Annotated in this window: 29 protein-coding genes and 3 pseudogenes; 19 read left to right on the top strand and 13 right to left on the bottom strand. The window is 68.9% G+C overall.

Going from position 1 to position 23,781, the window contains the following annotated elements; translation table 11 throughout:
• Window positions 1-150: 150 nt before the first annotated feature.
• Window positions 151-294, top strand: a complete 144-nt coding sequence (locus ABZ478_RS38360) for a hypothetical protein (protein ID WP_359557354.1) — start codon at window positions 151-153, stop codon at window positions 292-294.
• Between the two features lie 34 nt (window positions 295-328).
• On the opposite strand, the gene ABZ478_RS38355 is transcribed toward ABZ478_RS38360, so the two are convergent.
• Entirely contained in the window at window positions 329-472 is a 144-nt protein-coding gene (locus tag ABZ478_RS38355) for a hypothetical protein (RefSeq protein ID WP_359557351.1), read from the bottom strand.
• On the bottom strand, window positions 472-639 hold the full coding sequence (locus tag ABZ478_RS38350; RefSeq protein ID WP_359557348.1) for a hypothetical protein: 168 nt from the start codon (window positions 637-639) through the stop codon (window positions 472-474). The genes ABZ478_RS38355 and ABZ478_RS38350 overlap by 1 nt, the downstream gene beginning before the upstream one ends.
• 13 nt (window positions 640-652) lie before the next feature.
• Between ABZ478_RS38350 and ABZ478_RS38345 the strand changes: the two genes are divergently transcribed.
• Together ABZ478_RS38345 and ABZ478_RS38340 are read left to right on the top strand one after the other, a co-directional pair.
• The gene (locus tag ABZ478_RS38345; RefSeq protein ID WP_359557346.1) at window positions 653-895 is read left to right on the top strand and encodes a DUF6042 family protein; all 243 of its coding nucleotides are present in this window, start codon (window positions 653-655) and stop codon (window positions 893-895) included.
• A gap of 235 nt (window positions 896-1,130) precedes the next feature.
• Complete coding sequence (locus tag ABZ478_RS38340) at window positions 1,131-1,751, top strand: SRPBCC family protein (protein WP_359557345.1); 621 nt, start codon at window positions 1,131-1,133, stop codon at window positions 1,749-1,751.
• A gap of 459 nt (window positions 1,752-2,210) precedes the next feature.
• Here the strand turns inward: ABZ478_RS38340 and ABZ478_RS38335 are convergent, their stop codons facing one another.
• The 3 genes from ABZ478_RS38335 to ABZ478_RS38325 all read right to left on the bottom strand — a co-directional run bounded on the left by ABZ478_RS38335 (window position 2,211) and on the right by ABZ478_RS38325 (window position 5,300).
• Window positions 2,211-3,485 (bottom strand): YncE family protein, encoded by a 1,275-nt coding sequence (locus tag ABZ478_RS38335; protein ID WP_359557343.1) that lies wholly within the window; start codon window positions 3,483-3,485, stop codon window positions 2,211-2,213.
• A 10-nt stretch (window positions 3,486-3,495) separates the two neighbouring features.
• On the bottom strand, window positions 3,496-4,362 hold the full coding sequence (locus tag ABZ478_RS38330; protein WP_359557340.1) for a SpoIIE family protein phosphatase: 867 nt from the start codon (window positions 4,360-4,362) through the stop codon (window positions 3,496-3,498).
• Between the two features lie 437 nt (window positions 4,363-4,799).
• Window positions 4,800-5,300, bottom strand: a complete 501-nt coding sequence (locus ABZ478_RS38325) for a hypothetical protein (protein WP_359557337.1) — start codon at window positions 5,298-5,300, stop codon at window positions 4,800-4,802.
• An 834-nt stretch (window positions 5,301-6,134) separates the two neighbouring features.
• Here ABZ478_RS38325 and ABZ478_RS38320 point away from each other — a divergent pair.
• Complete coding sequence (locus ABZ478_RS38320) at window positions 6,135-6,734, top strand: hypothetical protein (protein WP_359557335.1); 600 nt, start codon at window positions 6,135-6,137, stop codon at window positions 6,732-6,734.
• Between the two features lie 147 nt (window positions 6,735-6,881).
• Window positions 6,882-7,073, top strand: coding sequence for a hypothetical protein (locus tag ABZ478_RS38315; RefSeq protein ID WP_359557333.1), 192 nt, complete (start codon window positions 6,882-6,884; stop codon window positions 7,071-7,073).
• 462 nt (window positions 7,074-7,535) lie between these two features.
• On the opposite strand, the gene ABZ478_RS38310 is transcribed toward ABZ478_RS38315, so the two are convergent.
• Complete coding sequence (locus ABZ478_RS38310) at window positions 7,536-7,694, bottom strand: hypothetical protein (protein WP_359557365.1); 159 nt, start codon at window positions 7,692-7,694, stop codon at window positions 7,536-7,538.
• Between the two features lie 38 nt (window positions 7,695-7,732).
• Here ABZ478_RS38310 and ABZ478_RS38305 point away from each other — a divergent pair, with 38 nt between their 5' ends.
• Window positions 7,733-8,140, top strand: coding sequence for an ATP-binding protein (locus ABZ478_RS38305; protein ID WP_359557363.1), 408 nt, complete (start codon window positions 7,733-7,735; stop codon window positions 8,138-8,140).
• An 84-nt stretch (window positions 8,141-8,224) separates the two neighbouring features.
• Window positions 8,225-9,451, top strand: coding sequence for a PP2C family protein-serine/threonine phosphatase (locus ABZ478_RS38300; RefSeq protein WP_359557330.1), 1,227 nt, complete (start codon window positions 8,225-8,227; stop codon window positions 9,449-9,451).
• Here the strand turns inward: ABZ478_RS38300 and ABZ478_RS38295 are convergent.
• Window positions 9,336-9,710, bottom strand: a complete 375-nt coding sequence (locus tag ABZ478_RS38295; RefSeq protein ID WP_359557360.1) for an ANTAR domain-containing protein — start codon at window positions 9,708-9,710, stop codon at window positions 9,336-9,338. The genes ABZ478_RS38300 and ABZ478_RS38295 overlap by 116 nt on opposite strands.
• Before the next feature lie 9 nt (window positions 9,711-9,719).
• The gene (locus ABZ478_RS38290) at window positions 9,720-10,310 is read right to left on the bottom strand and encodes a TetR/AcrR family transcriptional regulator (protein ID WP_359557329.1); all 591 of its coding nucleotides are present in this window, start codon (window positions 10,308-10,310) and stop codon (window positions 9,720-9,722) included.
• A gap of 62 nt (window positions 10,311-10,372) precedes the next feature.
• Between ABZ478_RS38290 and ABZ478_RS38285 the strand changes: the two genes are divergently transcribed.
• Window positions 10,373-11,230 (top strand): alpha/beta hydrolase, encoded by an 858-nt coding sequence (locus tag ABZ478_RS38285; RefSeq protein ID WP_359557327.1) that lies wholly within the window; start codon window positions 10,373-10,375, stop codon window positions 11,228-11,230.
• 187 nt (window positions 11,231-11,417) lie between these two features.
• Window positions 11,418-11,519 (top strand): annotated as a pseudogene (locus ABZ478_RS38280) (IS5/IS1182 family transposase); the annotation flags it as partial.
• A 22-nt stretch (window positions 11,520-11,541) separates the two neighbouring features.
• On the opposite strand, the gene ABZ478_RS38275 reads toward ABZ478_RS38280, so the two are convergent.
• From ABZ478_RS38275 to ABZ478_RS38265, 3 genes are all read right to left on the bottom strand, one after another.
• A complete protein-coding gene (locus ABZ478_RS38275; protein WP_359557324.1) occupies window positions 11,542-12,198 on the bottom strand; it encodes an SMI1/KNR4 family protein in 657 nt (218 codons plus the stop codon).
• A gap of 82 nt (window positions 12,199-12,280) precedes the next feature.
• Complete coding sequence (locus ABZ478_RS38270) at window positions 12,281-12,994, bottom strand: VOC family protein (protein ID WP_359557321.1); 714 nt, start codon at window positions 12,992-12,994, stop codon at window positions 12,281-12,283.
• Window positions 12,995-13,573: 579 nt separating this feature from the next.
• A complete protein-coding gene (locus ABZ478_RS38265) occupies window positions 13,574-14,452 on the bottom strand; it encodes a helix-turn-helix transcriptional regulator (protein ID WP_359557318.1) in 879 nt (292 codons plus the stop codon).
• Between the two features lie 102 nt (window positions 14,453-14,554).
• Between ABZ478_RS38265 and ABZ478_RS38260 the strand changes: the two genes are divergently transcribed.
• The 6 genes and pseudogenes from ABZ478_RS38260 to ABZ478_RS38235 all read left to right on the top strand — a co-directional run bounded on the left by ABZ478_RS38260 (window position 14,555) and on the right by ABZ478_RS38235 (window position 18,276).
• Window positions 14,555-15,250: an SDR family NAD(P)-dependent oxidoreductase gene (locus ABZ478_RS38260; RefSeq protein ID WP_359557316.1), complete on the top strand. Its 696-nt coding sequence runs from the start codon at window positions 14,555-14,557 to the stop codon at window positions 15,248-15,250.
• An 11-nt stretch (window positions 15,251-15,261) separates the two neighbouring features.
• Entirely contained in the window at window positions 15,262-15,423 is a 162-nt protein-coding gene (locus tag ABZ478_RS38255; protein WP_359557314.1) for a hypothetical protein, read from the top strand.
• Window positions 15,416-16,430, top strand: a pseudogene (locus ABZ478_RS38250) (alcohol dehydrogenase catalytic domain-containing protein). Before ABZ478_RS38255 ends, ABZ478_RS38250 begins: the two are co-directional and overlap by 8 nt.
• 48 nt (window positions 16,431-16,478) lie before the next feature.
• The gene (locus ABZ478_RS38245) at window positions 16,479-17,015 is read left to right on the top strand and encodes a hypothetical protein (RefSeq protein ID WP_359557311.1); all 537 of its coding nucleotides are present in this window, start codon (window positions 16,479-16,481) and stop codon (window positions 17,013-17,015) included.
• A gap of 447 nt (window positions 17,016-17,462) precedes the next feature.
• Window positions 17,463-17,735, top strand: a pseudogene (locus tag ABZ478_RS38240) (GNAT family protein); the annotation flags it as partial.
• A gap of 190 nt (window positions 17,736-17,925) precedes the next feature.
• The gene (locus ABZ478_RS38235) at window positions 17,926-18,276 is read left to right on the top strand and encodes a hypothetical protein (RefSeq protein WP_359557308.1); all 351 of its coding nucleotides are present in this window, start codon (window positions 17,926-17,928) and stop codon (window positions 18,274-18,276) included.
• 115 nt (window positions 18,277-18,391) lie between these two features.
• Here the strand turns inward: ABZ478_RS38235 and ABZ478_RS38230 are convergent, their stop codons facing one another.
• Together ABZ478_RS38230 and wrbA are read right to left on the bottom strand one after the other, a co-directional pair.
• On the bottom strand, window positions 18,392-19,501 hold the full coding sequence (locus ABZ478_RS38230; RefSeq protein WP_359557306.1) for a hypothetical protein: 1,110 nt from the start codon (window positions 19,499-19,501) through the stop codon (window positions 18,392-18,394).
• Window positions 19,502-19,821: 320 nt separating this feature from the next.
• On the bottom strand, window positions 19,822-20,433 hold the full coding sequence (gene wrbA, locus ABZ478_RS38225; protein ID WP_359557357.1) for an NAD(P)H:quinone oxidoreductase: 612 nt from the start codon (window positions 20,431-20,433) through the stop codon (window positions 19,822-19,824).
• Between the two features lie 138 nt (window positions 20,434-20,571).
• On the opposite strand from wrbA, the gene sigJ reads away from it, so the two are divergent.
• The 4 genes from sigJ (at window position 20,572) to ABZ478_RS38205 (ending at window position 23,363) form a co-directional block, all read left to right on the top strand.
• Complete coding sequence (gene sigJ / locus ABZ478_RS38220) at window positions 20,572-21,507, top strand: RNA polymerase sigma factor SigJ (protein WP_359557304.1); 936 nt, start codon at window positions 20,572-20,574, stop codon at window positions 21,505-21,507.
• 191 nt (window positions 21,508-21,698) lie between these two features.
• On the top strand, window positions 21,699-22,265 hold the full coding sequence (locus ABZ478_RS38215) for a hypothetical protein (RefSeq protein ID WP_359557302.1): 567 nt from the start codon (window positions 21,699-21,701) through the stop codon (window positions 22,263-22,265).
• 99 nt (window positions 22,266-22,364) lie between these two features.
• A complete protein-coding gene (locus ABZ478_RS38210) occupies window positions 22,365-22,673 on the top strand; it encodes a hypothetical protein (RefSeq protein WP_359557300.1) in 309 nt (102 codons plus the stop codon).
• Window positions 22,674-22,862: 189 nt separating this feature from the next.
• Window positions 22,863-23,363, top strand: a complete 501-nt coding sequence (locus tag ABZ478_RS38205) for a nuclear transport factor 2 family protein (protein WP_359557298.1) — start codon at window positions 22,863-22,865, stop codon at window positions 23,361-23,363.
• The last annotated feature ends 418 nt before the right edge of the window (window positions 23,364-23,781 follow it).

Genomic DNA, 23,781 nt, shown 5'->3' with positions numbered 1-23,781 from the left:
AAAGCGATGGGCGTGGGCCATGACACACCTCCCGGGTTCCTGAGGGCGGCGCGTACTCCCAGCGTATGCGGCGTCACGGCAGCGTGGGATCGTACTTGGATGCCGGTGCCGACGTAGGTCTTGGGGATGAGGGTGAGGAGGTGTCGGCCGGTGGGGTGGGTGGGGGAGGGGCGGGCGGCGTGGATGGCGTGGACGGCGGCCCAGGAGTGCCCGCAGCGCAGCAGTTCGGTGGAGGTGACCGCGGAGGCGGTGTCGAAGGCCTCGATCCGGATGAACCGCAGGCCCTTGATCTAGCCGAGCAGGCCGGACCGCTCGGTGTCGCCGACCGTCAGCGAGAGCACCGCGCATACAGGTCACCGAGCCCGCCGGAGGCCTGGACGTAGAACGCCGCGACCGCCTCGTTGAACGGGTCCTTCGGGTCGTACAACGCTCCCGCGGTCGTGTGGTCCAGGACGACCGCGATACCCGCCACTACGCGGCTGCCCGCGGACCGTGTGCGTCGCCGCCGAGGCGCTCCAGCAGGGTCTTCGCCTTCGCCTCGGCCTCCGGGCTCGGCGCGCTGCCGAGGGCGGAGGCGAGCTCAGCGCGGGCCGGCTCGGCCGCTCGGCGTACTCGGCCCGTGTCGGCGTCATCAACCACTTGGTCGACGATCTTGGCGAACCGCAAGATCCTCACCTCCCTGGACCGACTGGCGGCCGCCACCAGTCAGGACGCCGACGATGTCCGCATCGCCCTCACCGAACTTGTGGCCTCCGGCGACGCCCGGGTGCAGCGGGGCCAGGAGTCGGCCGACGCCGAACGCCTCGAGGCGCATCATTGCTTCCGCCTGGTCATGAACTGGGACCACTTCCACGAGAACCGCGTGCAGCTGAGCATCAAGGGCGACGACGCGTGACGGGAAGCGTGCCCGGCACGGTGGCACAGAAGACATGCGCCTGATCGTGATCCGGGGCAGAGTGCCTCGGGCTACGACGACTTCGTCCACGCCGATGGCACGTTCGCCGAGCTCCTCGCACTCTCCCAGGACCGCTGACGCAGTCGGGGCGACTCTCACCGTGACCCGGCAGGTGGCCGGCGACCGCGCCCCGGTTGCCGCTTCGCCGTCGCCGCGGCACCCCGCTGGTCGAGGGATGGCGCACGAAGACGACGGTGGGCAGGCCGTGCCGAACACCCCGGGCATGCGCTCCGACGGCGACGGCGTGACACGCCGCCGTCCGCTGCGCGAGCGGCACGTCGAGGAGACGGTCGAGGTCGCGGTGCCGGTCCGCGCGGCCTACAACCAGTGGACGCAGTTCAAGACGTTCCCGCGCTTCTCGACCGTGGTGCGCGACGTCGAGCAGATCAGGCCTACCGTCACCGCGTGGACCATCGGCTACGGCCTCCTGCGTCACCGTTTCGCGGTCGAGATCGTGGAACAGGACCCTGACGCCTACCTGGCCTGGCGTGGTCTGGAGCAGCACCCCACCCACCAGGGCGAGGTCGAGTTCAGGCCGACGGAGTCCGGTGGCACCGCGATCACGGTCCGGATGCTGCTTCAACCGCAGGGGGCCGCGAAGGTCCTCACCCGCTCGTCCAGGGTCGTGGGGCTGACCGTGCGACTGGTGCGCGGGGAACTGGTGAGCTTCAAGCACTTCATCGAAGGGCTCGGTCAGGAGGGTGGTGCCTGGCGCGGCACCATCCGCAACGGCCGGGTTCAGCACGACACCCCGGAACCGCCCAGGAGCCGTGTCGCCCAGTGGCCCGTCGGCTGACCCGAGTACCGCACACGGCAAGAGAAAGGCCAAGCGATGCAGAACCCGCCCGGTGAGGAGCCGGAGACCTCCCTCTCCGTGACACCGCCGAAGAAGTGGGCGGCCGGCGTTCCCGCCGTCGTGCACGCGCTCGCAGTGCGCGTTAACGGCCTCTCCATGCCGTCGACCGCGCAGCGGCACCCCGACTGTCGCCGGTGCCGGGACCGTTGCCCGCGAGGTATTCACCAAGGGCCAGGCGGCCCGCATGGACGCCGCCCTGGACCACGCCCGCCTGCCACTGACCAGGCAGGCCGCGCTGGTGTGACGACACGCCGGAGGGAGGGGCGGCACCGCACCCGCACAGGGTGTGCGACCAGCCCCCTCAACTGGGGACTCGTTGTCTGCCGCCCCTCCGCGAGGACCGCGGACGGGGTGCCCGATGAACCGGGCACCCCGTCCGTTCCAATCAGTCCCTGTCGCTCAGCAGGTGCTCTTCCGGGGCTTCGTGCAGTGACCGCCGCCTTGAGCCGCATTCAGGATTGCCGCCCCGACGGGGCCGTCGCCGGCCGCGAAGGTGTCGACCACTTGGTCGGTTGCCGTGTTGATCACTGACACCGTGTCGGACGCGTAGTTGGTCACGTAGGCGCGGGCGCTGGACGAGTCCACCGCCACTCGGGCCGGTTCGTCGCCGACCGTCAGGGTGTCGACCACCGTATTGGTCTGGGTGTTGATCACCGTCACCGTGTCGTCCTCGGAGTTGACCACGTAGGCGTGGGCACGGGCCGGGTCCACCGCCACCCCGGTCGGAGTGTCACCGACGGGGACGGTGGCGACCACCGTGTTCGTGTCGGTGTTGATCACCGACACAGAGTCGCCGTTCTCGTTGATCGCGTAGGCGCGGGCACGGCCTGGGTCCACCGCGACGTCGAACGGACGGTCGCCCACAGGGACGGTGGTGACCACCGTGTTCGTGTCGGTGTTGATCACCGACACGCTGTCGCCTTCGCTGTTGGCCACGTAGGCGCGGGCGCGGCCCGGGTCCACCTCGAGCCCGAACGGGACGTCGCCGACGGGGACGGTGGTGACGACCGTGTTCGTGTCGGTGTTGATCACCAACACGTTGTCGTCAGCTGCGTTGGTCACGTAGGCGCGGCCACGGCCCGGATCCACCGCAACGTCCTGCGGGGGGCCACCGACGGGGATGGTGGTGAGCACGGTGTTGGTATCGGTATTGATCACCGTCACCGTGTGGGCATCGCGATTGGCCACGTAGGCGCGGGCACGACCCGGGTCCACCGCCACCTCGATCGGGGTCTCACCGACAGGGACGGTGCTGATCACCGCGTGTGTGCCGGCGTTGAGGACCGTTACCGTGTCGGCATCGAAATTGGTCACATAGAGACGGCTGACCTGCGTGGGGTGGGTGGGCTCGGCTACTGCCGCATGCGGGGCGACGCCTGGCAGTAGTGCGGTGCACAGCGCCGCCAGGATTCCCACCAGCCACATTCGGCGGCCGTGAAGCGACTGCGTCGGTCTCTCTGGTCTGCATCTGGCTGACGTGCTCTCATGGCTGCCCGTGACTATGGGCATTTGATCCTCCGGGGACAGGGGTTGATACGGCCCGTTCACGAGGTCGGCCGTCAGTAGCATCGTCAGCGTGGCGCGGCGCCCTCGCGAGACAGGCGTGGCCGAACGGGTTGCCGCGCCTGCCACGGTCAGCGCAAGTTCAGCGATCACATCGGCCGGCAGACCCATGACCCTTCGGTCATGCCGCCGTCCAGCCCTCACCCGCAGCGGAGTGGGGAGCGCGCGCGGAGGAGCGGAGCGCAGCTGCGGCTTGATGAAGCAAGGAGCACTGCCACGCCGAAGCCTGCGACAGGCCGGGCTGGTGGGCGGGGACGAGCTGGACGTGGTCGACTCGCACCTCATCGAGTGGCACGGCGGTGGTCCAGACGTCTCGCCGCTCCAGGGTTGCGGGCCTGAGTGCGGGACGGTGCCGGGCGAGCCGCCCCCACTGGCAACTCGGTAAGCGCGTGACGCATGTGGCGAGGAGAGCGACATCGTCGTGGAAGGTCCGTCCTCGGCGGTGGGCGAGCAGAGCGTCGCACAGGTGTGGCAGCGGCTCGGTGGCGTGAAGGGCGGCGACATGGGCGGCGTGACGCATACCCACCTCCAGGGTGTCGGCGGGGTGCTCGACCAGCCCGTCGGTGTGCAGCAGCACCGTGGAGTCGGCGGGCAGGGCGTGTTCGTTGTCGGGCCGGGGCAGTGCGGGGTCGACGGCGAGCGGCAGGCCCGCCTCGGCGTGCAGACAGCGGGCCGTGTGATAGGCGGTGACCAGCAGGGGCGGCAGGCGTCCGCCTCGGTCGCCGTCGCCGGCATCCCGGCCGCGCCCACCGGCCAGGCCCGAACCGACCTGCCGGCCGTACTGCGCAAAGTGAACCCCGCCCTTGTCGCCGACCCCGACAAGGCCATCGACAACACCCGCAACCAGTGCTCTGCCATCAACGGCAAGTCGGTCAAGGTCGACGTCGTCGCGCAGGCCCGGTTCAGTAACAGCACCCACACCGTGAGCCCGGCTGAGGCCAAGAAGATCAACGCCGCCATCGGCGCGTACTGCAAGACCGCCCAGCATCCGTCGTCAGCGCCCCGCCGGGGCGGGGCGCTGACGACGGATGCCAGGCGGTGTATGCCTTAGTCGGTCGGGTGTCCGGTGCCTTCTTTGCCTGCCTGCGGAACTCGCGGCAGAGAATGGCCGCCCAGGGTGTGCCAGGACAGGCTGGGGTGCTCGAGGCGCAGTGCCTCCGGGCCTGCCGTGGCCAGCCCGCACCGTTGGTACTGCTCCATGGTGTTGGCCCATTCGACCACTCGAGGGCATGCGGGCGCAGGCGGTGCAGTCGACGGCGAAGGTGACTCGCGGAGCGCCTGGTTGAGCCCTCCGGTTAGTGCGATGAGCCGAGTCGCCGGTGGGTGATGAGGCGGCAAAGGTCCGTTCGATGACCCATCGGTAAGCAGTCACCGGCAGTCGGGCGCCCCATGCCCTGTCGTCGTGCCACTCGGGCTGGTTCAAGATCACGTATATCCGCATTCACCGTCGAGGGGCGTCACCTTGAACTGCGGAAAGTAAGGGACGACCGATGCCGCGAAGTCGATTTTTTCGAGGGCTTCGGGCGTCCGCTGCCACGTCTGCCCTGTGGCATCAGTGAACTGCAAGAGGTCGGCACGCCACACTCCGGCGTCGAGGGAGAACCGGTAGGTCCCGTGTGCGAACCTGATGTCCTTGGCTTGCAGAGACAGCTCGGAGCATGGTGGCAGCGTCGGTATCTGAAAGACGTAGACCGCACGCTCCACTCCAATGGTCACGCTTGCAGATGTTGCGGGATCAGGTGACCTGTTCACAACGTGGAGCTTTCCGTCCGAGGCGTCAGGGTCCGTCCATGTGGTTATCCGGGATGCCTGCTGCTGCTCTTCATGCTCCTGGTCTCCCTTCACTTGGTCGAGCTGCTGCCGGGAGACAACGGCGCCGTAGTACGTAGCCACACCGGTGAAGACGAGACCTCCGATAGCCGCCACCGCGCCGATACACGTCCCGACCGTGGTCCATGGCAGCCGCCGTAACCGTCGCAGTCGGCTGCGAGCGGTCCCGGCCCGTGGCCGCACACGGCGAGGCGATGGCCTGCGCTGTGCAAGTCGTACACGACCTCGCCGTTGGTGATGACTGGTCACCGGTCCCCCCCATCGCCGTCCGGTGGAGAGACGTGGCTGATCTTCCTCCGGTTGCCGTTACTCGCCGGTCCTCCGTCCGTACGGGGATGTCGGACCGGTCGGCGGCACACCGCGCCGGAGACCACCGCGCGGTGCGTTCGGCAGGGACCCCGGCTCCCTCTGACCAGCATTCGGCCAGAGGCCGGCGGTCGGGCGATATAGGGTCCGCGTCCCGGTGTCCCGACTCTTTTTTGACTGAACCGGCGAGATTTCCCCAGGGCCTGCGATTCGCTCACATGTGGTTGTCCAGTGAATCTTGTTGCCGTGCTGTGATCAGACCGCCCCACGCTCCTGCCAAGAAGGAACGGAGGCTGCCCTTGTCGGGCTCCCGACGAGCGGGTCAACCGAGAACAGCCCCTGCACTCGCAAGGAGGCGCGCCGCGTTGGTCAGTTGGCGCTCCTGCGGACCCGGCTGCCGCCCCGCCACAGCGGGCCTCCGCAGTAGCGCTTATGGAGAGGTGAAGCGACGCCGAGGGATGAGTGCTGGCGCTGGGCCGGCGAGTAGAGCAGCAGTCTCGGCATCTCCAGGCCTTGTCGGCGTACAGCTTCGTCCGGCGTCGGGGCTGAGAACCACGGCGGGGCCGGATGGGCGGGATGCCACGCGCAAGTGACTCCACCCAACTGGTCGCTGAACAGGAGTGGGTGGACATCACCAACTCCACTCGCGCGGTGAACCTGAACGGCTGGGCCCTGCGTGACGAGGATGGCCACACCTTCACCTTCCGTCACGTCCGGCTGGACGGCCGCTCCGACGCCGCCTGTCCCGTAGGCGTACGTGTACCGCACGGAAGATGGAGGTGGCCGATTGACGACTACGGCGGCGGCGCGGTCGTGACCCGGCCCCTGCCAGCTAGCCTCCGGCATATGCCACGGATGGACATCGAAGGACACAAGCGTGCGAGACACTACGTTGACGGGCTGCGAGCTGATGTACGAGAGACGCTCAGGAGAGCGCTGAGCACTCGCCCGGACCTCCGGACAGAGGAGCGGGCCCGACTCGTCGGGAGCGCGATTGCCGAGGCATTCCCGGGCGGTCTTACGGAGGCAGAGCGACGTGTCTTCACCTCCGTCAAGCCCTGGGACACCGTTCCCGACAAGCTGCTACGAACAGCCGGAGATTCCCACGCTGCGAGGAGGGAAGAGGCGATGCTCAAAGGCATGAGCTGCACCGAGCGGCTTCAGTACAAGGCTGAACGAGACCGAGGATGGTACGCCGGTAATCGGGTCTCGCGGCACTACTGAATCTCGCGGCGACGGCTGGGACGACAACGCGACCGCCGTGCTGCTCTGTCTCGCCAAACGCCCCACAGGCCTGCCAGCAGCCCGCTGGCGGGCCTGGAGCAGGTTCTTGCGCCACCGCCGGTCACGAGCGCGGCGTGAAGGTCTTCTGTGACGACCAGCCCCGAGGCCCGCGCCGCGCTGGAAGGCCTCGCGGTCCAGCTCCTGCAGGCTGGCGAGCGGCGCGGCCGCGGACAGGCGATCGGCGCCGACGTCGATGGGTTGCGCGCCGTCGCCCGAGCCCGCCCCGACACCCTCACCGGTGACCGGGACAAGGCGCTGGCCCTCACCGGCTTCCACTAGCCAGCCGCGGCAGGATCCGGCCGGGCTGCTGACCGGCGACGTCACGCTGCCCCCGGGCGGCCTGGTCGTCGCTGTGCTCACCGGCTAGACCAAGCACTCGGTGCGCAACGCCAAGATCCGCACGCCGACGACCCCGAGATCTGCCCGGTGCGGGCCTGGACCGCCTGCCGCCCCCGACTGGTTGCCGAGCACGGCCGGGCGATCCGCCGTGATTTGACGCCGGGGGAGCGGGCCGGGCTTGCGGGTGGGGAGCGGGCGGCGCGCAGGCATGACGTTTCCCTGGCCCGGCCGCGCGGCTGGCGTAATCAGGTGTGGGAGACCGACCACATGCGGGTCCCGGTGCTGGTCGAGGTCGGCGGCCGTGCCCGCAGGCCGTGGATCACGTGGTTCACCGACTGCTGCCACCAACGCCATCACTGGTGTCGCGGTCACGCCCGGGCATCCGTCGCGGGAGTCGGTGCCCTAGGGAACCAGGAAGCGCTCAACCTCCTGCTCCAGGTCAGGGGGCAGTCCAGTCAACTTCGAGACGATCCCGCGAAGCTCTGGGCCGAGTTCGGGGAACTCGGCCCAGACCGATAGGTTCCTGGTGAGGACCGCGGACAGTAGATCACCTTCGTACATGTGCCCCTCTGCCATCGGGTTCTCCCGCAGTACCTCCACTGCCAGTGGCAGGAGGTATCGCTCGGGGCCGCCACTTGGCCGCCGACTTCCTCACCCGCGTCCGGGCCGATCAGCATCTGCCGGTGTCGCAGCGTGTCATGAATCTGACTCAGCTGGTGGTCAGTGAGCTGGTGACCAACGCCCACAAGTACGCGCCCGGTCCGGTGCTGCTGGATTTGCGGATTGCCGGGGACGCGGTCGAGGTGGCGGTGTGGGACTCCGACCCGGTGCTGCCCGTCGCCGGGGCCGCGGACGCCGGCCGGGTCGGGCAGCACGGCTTGGAGATCGTCATGGCGGTCGCCGAGGGCTTCGAAGCGAAGCGCGAGCCGGTCGGTAAACGGGTCACCGCCCGCATCGCGCTGGTCGACGCTCCCGGCATCTCCGCGCGTTCAGGCCCCCGCCGGTAGGACGACCGGCCGACCCCTCCTCAACTGCTTGAATCTGGTGCATCCGGTTTCCCGATTGCCGGGGAAGGCGGATGGGGTGGATCGGTGGATTGGGAGGTGGCTGTGGCTGGTGATGTCGGCTTGGACCTGGATGAGGTGTTGGGTGCGGCGGAGGATGCCGCGCCGGTGGAGTCGGTGGACGTGGTCGCCCGGAACCTGGAGAAGCGTTTCTCCGCTTCGGAGGTGTCGTTCTGGTTCGTCGACATGCTTGGGCGGGAGGCCGTGCGCCTGCCGAGGGCCGGCACGGCCGGGCAGGCGCGGGGCGAGGCGCAGCGGATCGGCCTGGCGGGCAGCGTCTTCGAGCGGGTGCTGCGCTCCCAGCGGCTGCACCAGGAGGACGTCGACGACGGCTGTCGGTTGGTGGCGCCGGTGACGAACCGTGGTGACTGCATCGGCGTCCTGGACCTGATCGTGCCGGACGCCGACAATGCGGTGCGGCAGGCGGTGGGGCAGGCCGCGCACGCGCTGGCCTACATCGTGGTGACCGACCGCCGCTTCACCGATCTCTATCACTGGGGCCGGCGCAGCACGCCGATGAGTTTGGCCGCGGAGATCCAGCACCAGCTGCTGCCCTCGGCGTCCTGCTGCGAGGGAGCGCACTTCACCCTGGCCGGCGGCCTCGCCCCGGCCGACGACATCGGCGGCGACACCTACGACTACGCCCTCGACCAGGACACCCTCCATCTGTCGATCACGGACGCGATGGGCCACGACACCGCCTCCGCGCTGCTGGCCACGCTCACCGTGAACGCCCTGCGCGGAGCCCGCCGCGCCGGCCGCAGCATCCTCGAGCAGGCCGACGCCGCACATCAGGCACTCACCCGCCACGCCCGCGGTTTGACCACCGGCCAGCTGCTACGCATCGCACTGGATACCGGGGCCTGCGAGCTGATCAACGCCGGCCACCCCTGGCCCCTGCGGGTGCGCGAAGGCCGGGTGGAGGAACTGCCCATCAGGGTCAACCTGCCGTTCGGGGTGCCCGCCCCCGTCAGCTACGAGGTGCAGCGACTGCGTCTGGAGCCGGGCGATCGCCTGGTGCTGCTCACCGACGGTATGCGGGAGCGCGGCGCGGCCGCCGTGAACCTGCCCGCCCTCATCAGCGACACCCGCGATGAGCATCCGCGGGAAGTGGTCCGGGCCCTGACAGCGGCGGTCCTCACCGCGTGTCGGGGATCCCTGGCTGACGATGCCACCGCATTGGTGCTGGACTGGCACGGCAGCCATACCGGGCAGCGGCGCACCAACGGAGGAGCAGCAATTTCCGCCAAGTGATCAGTTGTCGGGAATGCCATGGGTGCCCGCCTGCAGGTGCGGGGCTTCGTCGAGTGCTTCTTTGATCGGGGCGGGCCGTGGGTGGTGGGTGTGGGCCCAGCGGGTGACGGCAGGCGGCGGTGTGGAGCTTGGTGTTGGCGCGCTGGGAGGTGGTGCGGAGCACAGTGAAGCCGGTGTCGGGGCTGATCTGGTGCAGGCAGATCAACACGCTGATGGCCTGGCCGATGACGGCGCGGGAGTCGACGGCCTGGCGGAGCAGGGTTCGAGATCAGTCCTCGCCGGTCTGAATGATGGCTGTGTGCAGCAAGTTGGCCATGGATCGGCCGGCTATCCGCAGGGGTTCCGGGTCACGGGTGGCGCGGCTGAGCATGAATGCCCCTTCTAGCATCATGATCATTGAATACGCGAGGGACTGCGCCGCCTTCGGCTCGGCCACCCAGCGGCCGAACCACTGCGTCGCCGTGCCGACCCACTGCTCGAAGACCTCCGCCGTCGCGATCCGCAACACCTCGTTGCTGCTCGCCACTTCGAGGGCCACCGTCCCGATCGGGCACGCGTCGGCATAGTCCGCCGCCGCAAGGTCGTCGGCAGCCGCTTCGAATGCACGCACGAGGGACTCCACCGGGTCCGGCACGCTGTCCAGCAGAGCCAGGACCATTCGGCCGTACTCGGTTCCGGACGTGCGGATCATGTCCCCGGCCAGTTGCTGCTTGCCACCGGGGAAGAAGTGGTAGATCGAGCCGAACGGTGCGTTCGCCTCTGCAGCGATCCGCTTCAGGCCGGTGGCCGAGTAGCCGTGGCGGCGGAACAGCACCGCGGCGGCACCCTGGATTCTGGCTCGCGTGTCCGTCTGTCCCATTGTCTTCACTCCCTGTCCCCTCAAAGATTACAGTAGAACGATCTATCAAACAGGGGGTCGTGATGCCGAGAATCGAGTTGTCGTCCGGATCGATCGACTACCGGGACACCGGCGGGGAGGGGCCTGTGCTGGTGTTCGGCCACGGCCTGCCGATGAACGAGACCCAGTGGCGCAAGGTGGTTCCGCTGCTGGACGGATACCGCTGCGTCCTGCCCACGCTGCCCTTGGGCGGTCACCGCAGGCCGATGAACCCGGATGCCGACCTCTCCCAGCGCGGTGTCGCCCGGCTCCTGGGCGAGTTCATCGAGAAGCTTGGTCTGGGCCAGGTGACCCTCGTACTCAATGACTGGGGCGGGGGCCAGTTCCTGATCTCGGAGGGGCAGGACCAGCACATTGCGCGCCTAGTGCTGGTGGCCTGCGAGGCCTTCGACAACTTTCCCCCCGGGCCGGCCAAGGCCATGGCGCAGGTGTGCAGGGTTCCCGGCGGCGTCTGGCTCCTGACGCGCCTCATGCGCGTTCCCGCCTTCCGTCACAGCCGGGGCGGATACGGAGGGATGAGCCTGCGTGGGGTCCCCGACGAGATCATGGACGACTGGTTCGCTCCCGCCACCCGCAGCAGGGCTGTCCGCAGGGACTTCGCCAAATTCGCCACCGGGGCCCCCGGGCGCAGGACCTTGCTCGCCTGGAGCGAGCGACTGCGTGACTTCGACCGCCCGGTACTGGTCGTCTGGGCGACCGAGGATCGGTTGATGCCGCGTGAGCACGGCCCCCGGCTGGCCGATCTGTACCCGCAGGGCCAGCTGATCGAGATCGCCGGCTCGTCCACCCTCGTCCCCGAGGACCAGCCCGAACGACTCGCCCAAGTACTCACCGACTTCCTTATCCAAACCGGAGCGGAACCGGTCCGACACGTCTCCTGAGTGCGGGAGCGGCAGGCGGATTCGACAGCCGTAACCGCCCTCCAAGGCCGGCTGCGGGCCGGGCAGGTGCTGCTTGGCGCCGAGTGAAGTGACGCATCGGATCACCCGACAGCACCGGCTCGTGTACGAGATCCTGTATCGGGCCGGACGCCCCGTCCCGTCCGCCTCACCGGTCGAGTGCGGGATCAACAGACTCAAGAGGTATCGGGCCGTGGCTACGAGATACGACAAGTTGGCTGTCCGCTGGGAAGCGACCGTACTGATCGCGGCCATCAACGAGTGGCTATGACCAGAGAGTCTCGTGATAACCCCTACTGGTCAGCTGTTCGTGGCTCACCGGAGTAGCGGTCCGACCCTGCCCTCCAGCGTCGCTGTTCTTCGAGCCAGTGCACGTAGCGCGGCGAAGCACCGCGCAGGTCGATGCTGAGCGGGTAGGGGTCGTACTCGTCCCGGAGCAGTTGGCGGATGAACTCGACCATGCCGCAGGCGAACAGCGTGAAGTCGTCGCGACTATGCCGGCCACAAACCAGAACTGGCCACCGGTCGGGGTCTGGATCAGTGGTAAGCCAGCAGAGGATGTCAGCTCCAGAAGTGACGCCCCAGGCAAGGATGTGGTCCGGGTCGATCTCGAGGCCTGCCTGGCCATCCAGCATCTCCCAGGTGGAGCGGGCGTTCTCCGTCTCCTCCTCGAAGGTCCCGGGATCCCACTGGATGTACTCCTTCGGCAGGGGCAACAGGATGCCAACCTCATCCAACAATGAACCAGCGCCATAGAGCGACATGAAGTCCATGAAGTCATGCGGGAATCGCGTGCCCCAGCGTGCCTTGGCTGCCGACCAGTCGACCTCCTCGTCCGCGCCCAGATCCGGGGGCAGGATCTCGACCAGTGACGTGATACGTGTCCTGTCTTCCACTGCACTCCCTTCGATCAGATCGCCGAGAGTGTACGAGGCCGCACTGACAATCATCGCGGCGAGGTCAACCTCGCCTGGTGGGTGTGACCAGAACTTTCGCAATAGGCCCTGGTACCTGCTTGCCGCGGTTCCCGTTTTACCGGTGTGTGAGCACGCAGAACTTGTTGCCGTCGGGGTCGGCCAGCTGTACCGAGCCGTCCCCGCTGTGGGCGGAGTCGAGACGCTTCGCTCCGAGGGATAGCAGGCGGTCAACCTCTGCTTGCTGATCGTCGTTCGTTGCGAGGTCGAAGTGCAGGTCCTTGCCAGGGTCTGGCATGAGCGGCGGACCGCCCCACGTGATCTTCGTACCGCCGTTCGGTGACTGGATGGCGGTCTCCTCGTCCTGGTCCCAGACCAGCGGCCAGCCCAGCGCCTTGCTCCAGAAGTAGCCCACGGCCTGCGAACCGTCGCAGGCGAGCGCTCCGATGAGGCCGCAGTCGGCGAGGAAATCGTTGCCCGGCTCGATGACACAGAACTCGTTGCCCTCGGGGTCGGCGAGCACCACATGGGACGCGTCCGGCCCCTGGCCGACGTCGCAGTGTTGCGCGCCGAGGTCGAGCGCCCTGGCCACGGTCTCCTGCTGGTCCTCCAGGGAGGAGCTGGTGAGGTCGAAGTGCAGCCGGTTTTGGCCGGTCTTCTGCGTCCAGGAGGGCCGGAAGCTGAGGCGGTAGCCGGCGTCATTCCCGGACATGGGGGCGATGCCGTCGTAAGAATCGTTGGTCGTCTCCAAGCCCAGGACGCTCGACCAGAAGTGCGCTAGGCGTTCGGGCTGGTGCGCGTCGAAGGAGATGGCGAAGAGTCGGCTGCTCATGGCGTCACGCATCCTGGGTCCGTTGAGTGCCCACTGTTGACAGGGCGCCATGCCAGCGCCTCGAGCGAGGATCCTAGGGCGGGCCAGCCTCAGTTGCAGCTGAGTATTCCGCGGCCCCAGAATCGGAGCCACGACTCCAAGGACGCCGGCCGTTCTCCCAGCCGCCGATGAAGATCAGGGCGACGGCACCGGTAGCGGTGAGCGCCGTCTTGAGTAGTTCGCCGTCCGCACCGACCACGACACGGCCGCGGCCCGGGAGGTCCCCGCCGGCCACGCCAAGCTGTCCTCTCACTTGCTGCGCCAACAACTACGCCCCACGCGCTCTCCAGGGGGCTGGGCCGCTGCCGCGGCTGGGGAGGTTCCGGCCGGCCCGATCCGGTCGGGCGGGGCATACGGCCGGGGACCCGCCAGTCCGCATCAGCCACTCGGTCGAGCTCGGGTTCGTGCAGCGACGCCTTTCGCGTCCGAGAGATCACTCCGCGGTGTGCCGTCTCATGAGGTGGGTTCCACTGGTGCCCGCCGGGTCCAGCCGTGGTACATGGTGCTGGAGCCGCCTGACGGGTTCGGCCGGCCCGGTTGTCACGGCGCCGACAACAGTCCGGGCCCCGGAGGCGGGGAACCGCCGATGCGAACGCCGCTGGTGACCCGCAGGAACTCCAGCTTTTCCGCGTCGGCGGAACCTGCGGCCACCGTGTAGACGACGAGGCGGATGTCGCTGCCCGGGACGGTGAGCACATCGCAGTCGCATGTTACCTCGCCGACCTGGGGGTGCACGACGGTCTTGCGGGCCGAGACGTGCGGACCGACCGCGCCCTCGTCCCACAGCCGGGTGAACTCCGCACTGTTGGAGTGCAGTTCCGCGACAAGGTCGGTGAGTGCTCGGTCGTCGGGGTAGTTGAGGAGAGCCGTGCGCAGATCGGCGACGAGGGCGGTGTTCAGGGCGTCGCCGTCCTGGATCACGGGCCACGCCGTGAGCCCAGTCGGTCCGGCGGCGAAGACCGCCCGTACGAGGTTCCGCTCGGCCGGTGTCCGTGCGCTGGGGTCGCCCATAAGCGCTGCCCACGCCGGGGTCCAGGTCAGCAGGGTCCAGTCGGCGCTGAACACGCCCACCGGGAATTCCCCGAGGCGAGCCAGCATCCGTTGGACCCCCGCGGGGACGTGCGTGGAGATCGTGCCTTCCTGCGGAGGAAGGAGGCCAGCCAGCCGGTAGGCGTAGTCGCGCTCCAAGGGCTGCAGCTGCAGGGCCCTGGCCAGGCTCGCGACGACCTGCGCCGAAGGGTTCGTGGCGCGCCCCTGCTCCAGCCTCACCACATAGTCGACCGACAGCCCTGCGAGCTCGGCCAGTTCTTCGCGCCGCAAACCTGACGCACGTCGTCCGGGTCGCGACGTGCGCCCGACATCGACGGGAGAAAGCCGGTCGCGCCAGCGACGCAATGCTGCGCCAAGGGTCTCATCCACTCGACCATTGTTCCCCTCCGACGGCCGCTGTGCCTGGTACTGCCCGTCCTACCGTCGCAGGGGGCACTGGCTGTCCTCCCGCCGCGGGAAGAGAGTGAACGCATGACGACAACCTTCATCACAGGAGCCAACAAGTCCCTCGGCTACGAGACCGCCCGCCGACTGATCGAGGCCGGCCACACCGTCCTCGTCGGTGCGCGTGATCCAGAGCGCGGCCAGGCGGCCGCCGACGCACTCGGTGCCCGTTTCGTCCAGATCGACGTGACGGACGACGCATCAGTGGCCGCGGCCGCCGAAAACATCCGGGCTCACGAGGGCGGCATCGACGTCCTGATCAACAACGCAGGTGCCTTCGGGACACACAGCCCCGCCGACCAGATCACGGCCGCCGACGCCACTGAGGTGTTCGAGGTCAACGTGGTGGGCATCGTCCGGGTCACGCACGCCTTCCTACCCCTGCTGCGCACATCGGCGAACCCGGTCATCGTCAACGTGTCCAGCGGCATGGGGTCTTTCACGGCCACCCACGACGCCGAGCGGGTCGAGGGGCGGGCCGTCGCGCCGCTCTACACGGCATCGAAGGCCGCCGTGACCATGCTGACCACGCAGTACGCGAAGTCCTGGCCGGACGTGAAGGTGAACGCCGCCGACCCGGGCTACACCGCGACCGACTTCAACGGACACAGCGGCCCGCAGACCGTGACCGAGGGAACCGACGCGATCGTCGAACTGGCCACCATCGGGGCGGACGGCCCGACGGGAACCCTCCGTGACCGTCACGGAGAGCTCGGCTGGTGATCCACGCCTGAATGCTGAACGCGGCCGGCCTGCCCCAAGGCGAGGCGCTGCGCGTGTGGGTGCTCGTCCACGAGCAGCCGGACGGCACCTGGGGCGCGGGCGGCTCGATCGTCCGGTACGCCGACCTGGTGGCCCTCGCCAAGAGCGACAAGAAGGCGGCCACCGGTGCGTGAACTGACCTATGTCGCCCGCAACACCGTGGAGTGGCGCGAGGCACCGGACCCGGTGCTCAGGTCCGGGCGGGAGGCGATTGTCGCGCCGGTCGCCGCCACCTCCTGTGACGTCGACTCCTCGATCCTGGCCGGCCACGGCTTCCTCGACCCGCCGTTCGCCCTCGGCCACGAATGCGTCGCCCGCGTCGTCGAGACCGGTGACACGGTCACCACCATCACCCCTGGCGACCTGGTCGTCGTGCCCTGGTCGATCAGCTGCGGCACGTGCGACCAGTGTCGGACGGGCTGACCGCGCACTGCACGTCGGTGCCGCACATGGCCATGTACGGAGCACCGATCGGCGGCAACTGGGGCGGGCTCTTCTCCGAACTGGTCCGCGTCCCCTACGCCGAGGCGATGCTCGTCCCGCTGCCGCCCCGTCTCGACCCGGTCGCCAGGGCCTCTGCCGGCGACAACTGGTCCCTGGCCTGGCGCCTGGTCGCCCTGCACCTCAAGGTGCGCCCCGGCGCCCGCGTCCTGGTCATCGCACGCGGCAGCATCGGCCTGTACGTGTGCGACGTCGCCCGCGCGCTCGGCGCCTCCGACGTCCTGTACGTCGACATTGACCCCGCGCACCGGGCGCTCGCCGAGACCTACGGGGCGCGCACCGCCGAGGCGATCACACCGATCCGGCACGGCTTCGACCTCGCGGTGGAGGCCACCGGCCGCGTCGACCAACTCGCCCTCGCCGTCAACTCCTCGCCCCGGAAGGTTTCTGCGAATCGGCCGGCAACCACTTCCGCCCCGGCGAACTGCCCCTGCTCGACATGTACCTCACCGGCGTCACCCTGCGCATCGCCCGTGACAACGTCCGCGCACACATCCCCGACGCCCTCGCCCTCGCCGGCTCCGGCACGGTCGATCCCGCCCGGGTCGTCTCCCACGTCCTCGACTGGGAGGACCTGCCTTCCGCACTGCCCGAGAGGCACCTCAAGCCCGTCTTCGTCCGCGACCTCGCCACCCGCTGATCCCGCACGCAGCCGCCACGGCACCGGACCCGCTCACCGAGAAACCCGATGACCTCGCCCCTGACCCACCACGCCACGACCCACACCACCCCCGACCCCCAGGCGCCGGAGGACCTGGACCGGCAACAGGCAGCCATCGCCGCGCTCGGCCACGAATTGCGCGCCTTGGTCGAGGCCACCGTCCGCACCACCGCCTCCCCCGCAACGCTGCACCAGGTGGCGGACGACGTCCGCAGCCTGACTCGGCAGCTAACCGGGCGGCACGGTGCACCCGGGGAGATCCCCGGCGTGGATGAGTTCCCAGGCGGGGTACGGATGTACAGCCCGGTCACCGGCTCCGGCAGCCCGCTCGCGCCGCCGCTGCACGTCACATCGGCCAACGACGGCGTAGCGGGAACCTGCACCCTCGGCATCGCCGCATCCCATGAGCGTGACGTGCATCAGGTGCGGTCTTCAGGACGGCAGCGTCTGACGGCCCGCGTTGTCCTCACATCGGGCCACGCCGCGGGCCCCGCCACTTTTCCGTCTTCCGCGTTCGCAGCGGGGGAAGACCGGTGCGGTACGGGGTGTCGCCGGACATGCTGAGGCCGTGCTCGGTGGGTGCCGCCTCCCGCCCAGGCTCTGTGGCCTCGGCCGAGACCGCCCTCGGTGCCTGCGACGCGGTCAGCACGGCCATCACCGCCGCCGCGATCGCCGTACCCCTGGCACCCCTCAGTGCCTGCTTGAGCGCACGCGCTGTCACTGTGGAGCCCCCTCCGTTGCCGAATCCGTCGTCTGCTCAACGCGGCCGGAGGACAGGTCCGTCGCGCGAAACCGGAGGGATAGGGCGGGCTTCCGCGGCTGTCGTGAGGAGCGGAACCGGTTCGGACGCACTTGTGACGGACGGGGGAGTCGCGGGGCACCCGGAAACCGTCGCGCAAGGCAGACCTCCGGTCGCGTAGTGTCCCGAGTCATGACCGTGCTGCATGGAGCTCTCGTTGTACTCCGCCCCACTGTCACCGAAGACGTCGCTGCCCAGGCGGCCATCCGGGCTACGCCGGTATCGATGTCTTCCTCGAACCCACCGTGCACGGCAGCGGACTGGGCACCGACGCGGTACGCACACTGGCCCGCCACCTCATCGACGAGCACGGCTACCACCGGTTGGTCATCGACCCGGCGGCCGACAATACGGCGGCGATCCGCTGCTACGAGAAGGTCGGCTTCCGGCCGGTCGGCATCATGCGGCAGCACGGGCGCGCTCCGGACGACACCTGGCACGACGGCCTCTTGATGGACCTTCTGGCCACGGAGCTGACGCGCTGACCCCTTCGATCGTCCGGGGGGCGGGAGAGACCACCCGTCTGCTGGACGCTCGCGTTCGATGCGGAATGCGGAATTAGGAGGACATGACGCTGGTCAGGTGGTCTTGAGACGGATAGCCGGCTGGAGCCGGGGGCCGATCAAGGAGCAGCTTGGTCTTTCCCGTGGCTCATACGGCTGCGATCGTGACCCCATGAGTGATCGCGCAACTCCGATTCCTGCACCCGACCTCGACGAAGTAGCCGCTCAGTGGCAGGCGCTCATCACCGGTGATGTGACCCGTGAAGCGATTCACGCCTGGGCGGCCGCGTGGGTCGAGGACGAGGGGGACCATCACGTCCCGCCGCTGGTTCTCGGGGCCCTGCAGCACCTGCACGGCTTCGACCTGTGCCGGGATCCGGATCGTCCCGGAGTCGTCTGGCACGGCACCGCGGATGAGGGCGAGTGGGTTCACTCGCCCGACGAGATCGCCGAGGGCTTCGCCCGTTGGCAGGACAGGTGCGATCTCAAGCACGCCGGCCCGCAGCCCGAAGACAGCTGCTGAGCGCACCGGCAACCTGTTCACTTCGGGAGCGGAAGCAGACCGAGGTGAGGTCGTCGCGGGTCCGCGCGTCTCGGAACTGAGTAGTCAGGCGGCGTCAGCGTTTTCCGCCGGCGGACTAGAAGAGGCGGATGTGCGTGGCCCGCGTGAGGTTCTCGATGATCTCGCGCAGCCACTGGCTACGGACGGCTGGTAGCCGGACCAGAGTGTGCTGGAACACTGTGAGGTCGGCTCGGAACAGGCCGTAGGGGCGCGGTGCGGGCGGATCGTCTCGGAGGACGCCGTCGGGCATGACGCCCGACGCGGGCAAGGGCAGATACGGCTTGGGGAAGGCCAACGACAGCCACACCCCGAACGGTAGGGGCACCGGGTACGCCGCGGCGGCCGGGCCGGGCTGGGCCCAGGTCTGTCCCGTCTGCGGGTGGACCGGTACGAGGAGGATGTCGGCGCCTGCGTCGGGTGCGGGCAGGCCCGGCCCGGCCAGGACGGCACGCCGCGCTGACGGCCCTGTGGGCAGCAGGGCGTCGAGGGCGCGTTGGAACACTTCCTCGGTCAGGCCGTCCGGAACGGTCACCGGCCGGCCCTCGGAAGCCGCCAGCAGGTGGGCGAGCGCCCGGCCGGCCGCCGCCTCCCACCGCGGGCTCCAGGACCACCAGTGGTGCGACCCGAGCTTTGGCCCGCCCCACGCAGTGATCGGCTCGAACGGCGGTGTGCCCCTCCTCTCGGCCGTCAACTCCGCCCAGGAAAGCGGTGTGGCATCGGTGTCGTCGACGGGGCGGTGGCACACGGCGCCCGGGGCGAGCCACACCGCCTGCCAGAGCGAGCAGTCGTCGATCCTGGTCGCCACGGGCAGGCCGCACACTTCGCAGCCCAAGTTGGGGCCGTCGGCTCCGTCGAGGCCGCAGCAGTAGCCGCCGCACTTCTCCAGAATCGGCACGGTACCGCGGGTGTCCCCGGGCGCGATGACGATCGCGCCGGGCGCGCCGTCGGACAGGGCGTAGACCGGCGCGTAGATGCCGCGAGCGGCCGCCTCGTCCGGATCGATCTCCTCCCACCTCCGCCACGGAGGCCCTGAGGGCTCCAACTCCACGGCGAAGGTGCCCGACTCCATGAGCACGGGGAGCTGAATCCCGTTCCCGTACTTCTGATGGGCGTGAACCGGCAGGGTGACCTGGGACAGCGGGGCGGTCAGCTCGGCGCCGCACCCCGCACACACGAAGACGAACAAATGCCCTCCGCTTGGGAAGGAGCATCGTCGCAGTCGGCGGCGGCCGAGCCAAGGCGTTTTCGTTCGCCACGGGGCCGGAGCGCCGCCGCGACGTGGACCATCAGCTCCAGCGTGAGCAGGTGCCTGCTCTCACATGGGGAGAGCAGACGCACCACAGCGCTCGTAGATGCCTTCACCGCGGTCAGCGAAGGCATCTGGCAGCAAGCAGGGCAAGCAGGTGGCGCGGTCGATGTGCCCTTCACTGCCAGTGGTGAAGATCGCACCGCGCCGGCCTGTTCCCCGTTCGCGCTCCCCTGCCCCCGTCTGCATGCCTGCCCGGATCAGGCGGTGCGGCCGGCCTTGAGATGGGTTGTGGTCTCGACGACGCGGCGGGCCTGGTACCGGGCCGCATGCAGGGCCAGTTCTCCGGGCGGGCCGTCGCCCGCTGTGTGGGAGGTGCCGTAGGGGTTGCCCGAGCGGAACTGAACAGGGTCGGTGTAGCCGAGGGGCACGATGATGCCGCCCCAGTGGTAGAACGTGTTCGCCAGTGCCAGGAGAGTGGACTCCTGCCCGCCGTGAGCGGTGTTGGAGGCGGTGAAGGCCGAGTACACCTTGTCCGCGAGCTTCCCCTGGAACCACAGGGGGCCGGTGCTGTCGATGAAGGTCCTGAGCTGCCCGGCCGGATTGCCGAAGCGGGTGGGGGTGCCGAACAGCACCGCGTCGGCCCACTCCAGGTCGTCGTGCCCGGCCTCGGCGATGCCGGCGGCCTCCTCCAGGTGCCGGGCCCACTCCGGCCTGGCGGCGACTGTCTCTGGCGGGGCCGTTTCGGCCACCTTGCGCAGTCGCACGTCGGCGCCGGCCTTCTCCGCACCCTCGGCGGCGGCTTGTGCCAAGGTGTGTACGGTGCCGGTGGAGCTGTAGTAGGTGATCGCGACGTTCACGGGTTCCACGATCGGCTTCCTTCCTGTACGGGTCTGATCGGTACGACGAGGCAGCCGTGCGGAATGTGAGGCGCCGTGCCGACCTCACAATTCGGTCCGCCGGATCGTCGTGGACGGTGAGGGGAATCGTCCGAGGAAGTCGGTGACACAATGACCACTCCGTCCGAGCCGGGGCACGGCCGGTCCGATTCGGGACCGATCGCGATCATGAGCGAGAGGCGTCGGCTGACCAACCTGGCGTACCGCCTGCTGGGCTCTTTGGCCGATGCCGAGGACGTCGTACAGGAGACCTACGCCCGCTGGTACGCCCTGTCCCCGCGGCAGCGAGAAGTCATCGATTCCCCCGGCGCCTGGTTGTCGACTGTCGCCAGCCGGGTCTGCCTCGATCTGCTCGGCTCGGCGCGCGCCAGACGCGAGCGTTACGTGGGCGAGTGGATCCCGGAACCGCTGCCCGACCGTACGGAGTGGATCGGCAGGCGGCCGGGCGACACCACCGTCGACCCCGCCGACCGGGTCACCCTCGACGAGTCGGTCGGTATGGCCTTCCTCGTCGTGCTCGAAGCGATGACCCCGGCCGAACGGGTCGCGTTCGTCCTGCACGACGTCTTCCGCTACTCCTTCGGTGAGGTGGCCGAGATCGTCGGCCGGACCCCCGCGGCCTGCCGCCAGCTGGCCACCTCGGCTCGCCGACGCATCCGCGCCTCGCAGCCTGACGCGGCCTCGTCAGCCCGGCGCGCCGGCGTAGTCCGGGCCTTCAAACAGGCATGGGAGGCCAAGGACATCGACGCCCTCATCGGCCTGCTGGCCCCCGACGCAACGGCGACCGGCGACGGCGGCGGACTCGTCACCGCCGCGCTCACCCCGGTTGAAGGCGCGGAGCAGGTCGCACACTTCTTCGTCGGCCGACGCGCCGCGGCGCCCGACCTGAGCCTGGTGGAGCGCACTGTAAACGGCCAGCCGGGACTGACCGTCCAACTGGACGGCGTCACCGTATCGGTGATGGCATTCGAGGTCAGGGAGGACCGGATCCACCACATCTGGGCGGTACTCAATCCCGACAAGCTCCGCTCCTGGGCAGCGAGGTGACACGCCGAGGTGGCAGATCCCTCACCACGCCGACCCGCGGGCGCGTGGTTTCGCCGGCCCGTCGCTGACCGTGGTTCCGGCAGCACACAGGAACAGGTGGTCACGGTGCTGAGGCCGTGTAAGGATCTCGCGACGGTGCCCTCTTGAGGAGACGCTGACGGAAAGGGGGCCACATCTGTGGGAGGGGGCTCGTGGCAAGGACGGAAGTGGTGCGGGAGTACCGGAGACGTCGTGAATCACCGGGACAAGGGGTCCGGTTCACTCTGCCTGCTGTCCTCGCTCTGTACTACGTGGCACAGAGCATGCAGAAGGACGTCTCCTGGGTCAGGTGGTTCAGCCTCGCCCTTCTCCTGGTGACGACCGGCGCGTTGACCTGGGGTCTGCTGCGTCTTCGGAGAGGCTTCACCCGAGTCGACGTGAACGGGGTTGTCATCCACGGCGCCATCCGCTGTCGTCGCATCCCCTGGAGCGGGATCGACGATCTCGGCGTCCGCAGGGCTCCGCAATCAGGGAGGGCTGAGGCATTCGTCGACACCATGGACGGTCGTCGTCGTTCGCTTCCCCAACTCAATGAATGGCAAGTGGAAGGGCTGCACACCGAGGTGGCCGCACTCCGGGAGATCGGGTCCCGGTATGGCGCCCGCACGTGGGAGAGCACGCCCGGGGACGAGCAGCCCTTCCGACGACGCGAGGGGTCGATCAGCCGGAACGGCGCGGTGGTGGTCACTCCCATGAGCGCCGAATCAGCCGGTGAGTGAAACAGACTGAGACAGAAGATCGGTTTGGGGTTGATCTCAAGTCTGGTTGAGCTTCTAGGTTCGGGGGTGCCGATGTCGGCGTATCGGAGAGGAACGGCCGTGAGAACGCTGGTGCTGGGAAGGTCGCCCGCCAGGGTGACGGAGGTACTGGCCACGCTGCGTGCGGACGGCTTTGACGCGGAGGGGGTGAGCACCGACGAGGAGGCCCAGAAGCTCTTGGAGAGCGAGGAGTTCGGGGTTCTGATCATTGGAGGGGGCGTGGAGCCGGACTCCCGCGCCACACTCAAGGAGATCGCGGCGAAGCACCGGGTGCAGCGGGTGATCGACGGTGCGCTGACGCCGCCGTTCGACGCCTACGTGCGGCGGGAACTCGAGCCGCTGATCCGGGAGGCTGCCGCCAAGGAGTGACGGCCGTGGTCCGTCTGGACGTGGATGTGGATGGGACGCCCTCACCTTGAGCGGTCGTCCCATCCACCGCGTTCCCGCGATCTAGTCATCGATCTGAACTTCAGAAGCGGTCATGGCTCTCGGAGTCGGAACCTCCGCAAGTTGCCGACTCACGCCCACGCACGTACGCCCCATACCCGGGCTCATCGCTTGATCGAGCTCGTCCAAGCGTTGACCGAACGGAGTCCCGTCATCATGCCGGACACGGCCGAATCCTCCCCTCGTGCAGTCCTGGCCCGTTATCAGCGGGCGATGCTCGACAGTTCCGCGGACGACCTGGCCGATCTTTACGCGCCCGATGCCGTCCATGAGTTCCCGTTCCTGTTTCCCGGCATGCCCGCGCGTTACCAGGGGCGCGAGGAGATCCGCGCGGGCTATCGGGCGGCGTGGGGTGCCAGCCCGGCGCGGCCTCAGGAGATCGGTGAAGTCGTGGTGCATGAGAGCACCGACCCGGAGGTGATCACTGTCGAGCAGGTCGTGACCGGCACCGTGACCACGACCGGCCGGTCCTTCAGGTTTCCCGGTCTTCTGGTGATGCGCGTCCGCGGCGGCCAGATCGTGCACGTGCGCGACTTCATGGACGGGCTCGGCGTGGCCCATGCCATGGGCCGGCTTGCCGCCGTCGCCGCCGGTCTCGGTGACCGTTCCTGAACGGCTGACCTGGTGTCCCACCGCGGCGTCAAGGTACCCACCTGCGACGAGCACCGCGACGCGGCCGTCCACGCCGCCCAGGAGCTGTACGACCTGTACGACGCCGTCGACTGACCAGACCGGCTCCCTGGGACGCCCGTGTGGCCCACCGCCCGTGCCCGGCCCGCACCACCACCGAAGGGCCCGCCCCGCGAACAGGGGCGGGCCCTCCCCGCCGTCGGGCCGCTTGCCCGCGTTGATGGCCGCCGCCGCACCGTACGGCCAGCCCCCGACAGGGGGCGGGGGGTCTCCTCGATGAGGATGCTGCGGTGGTCGCGCCACTAAGAGGCCATCTCATTTGGTGAGCCTGCGGTAGCAGATGAGGGTGCAGGCGATGCTGGTGAAGGCGAGGAAGTGCTCGGCTTTGCGCTCGTAGCGA

Origin of the sequence: Streptomyces sp. NPDC005706 (assembly GCF_040631045.1) — a bacterium.
Classification (GTDB): domain Bacteria; phylum Actinomycetota; class Actinomycetes; order Streptomycetales; family Streptomycetaceae; genus Streptomyces.
This window is presented reverse-complemented; position numbering and strand designations above follow the sequence as displayed.

Excerpts from the sequence above, each read along its gene's own strand:
- ABZ478_RS38270 (WP_359557321.1), bottom strand. The coding sequence starts at position 12,994 with ATGAGCAGCCGACTCTTCGCCATCTCCTTCGACGCGCACCAGCCCGAA.
- ABZ478_RS38335 (WP_359557343.1), bottom strand. The coding sequence starts at position 3,485 with ATGGGTCTGCCGGCCGATGTGATCGCTGAACTTGCGCTGACCGTGGCA.
- ABZ478_RS38235 (WP_359557308.1), top strand. The coding sequence starts at position 17,926 with ATGAGTGATCGCGCAACTCCGATTCCTGCACCCGACCTCGACGAAGTA.
- ABZ478_RS38310 (WP_359557365.1), bottom strand. The coding sequence starts at position 7,694 with ATGTACGAAGGTGATCTACTGTCCGCGGTCCTCACCAGGAACCTATCG.
- ABZ478_RS38260 (WP_359557316.1), top strand. The coding sequence starts at position 14,555 with ATGACGACAACCTTCATCACAGGAGCCAACAAGTCCCTCGGCTACGAG.
- ABZ478_RS38330 (WP_359557340.1), bottom strand. The coding sequence starts at position 4,362 with ATGCTGGGCGGTCTTGCAGTACGCGCCGATGGCGGCGTTGATCTTCTT.
- ABZ478_RS38245 (WP_359557311.1), top strand. The coding sequence starts at position 16,479 with ATGACCTCGCCCCTGACCCACCACGCCACGACCCACACCACCCCCGAC.
- ABZ478_RS38340 (WP_359557345.1), top strand. The coding sequence starts at position 1,131 with ATGGCGCACGAAGACGACGGTGGGCAGGCCGTGCCGAACACCCCGGGC.
- sigJ (WP_359557304.1), top strand. The coding sequence starts at position 20,572 with ATGACCACTCCGTCCGAGCCGGGGCACGGCCGGTCCGATTCGGGACCG.
- ABZ478_RS38285 (WP_359557327.1), top strand. The coding sequence starts at position 10,373 with ATGCCGAGAATCGAGTTGTCGTCCGGATCGATCGACTACCGGGACACC.
- ABZ478_RS38255 (WP_359557314.1), top strand. The coding sequence starts at position 15,262 with ATGCTGAACGCGGCCGGCCTGCCCCAAGGCGAGGCGCTGCGCGTGTGG.
- ABZ478_RS38290 (WP_359557329.1), bottom strand. The coding sequence starts at position 10,310 with ATGGGACAGACGGACACGCGAGCCAGAATCCAGGGTGCCGCCGCGGTG.
- ABZ478_RS38275 (WP_359557324.1), bottom strand. The coding sequence starts at position 12,198 with ATGATTGTCAGTGCGGCCTCGTACACTCTCGGCGATCTGATCGAAGGG.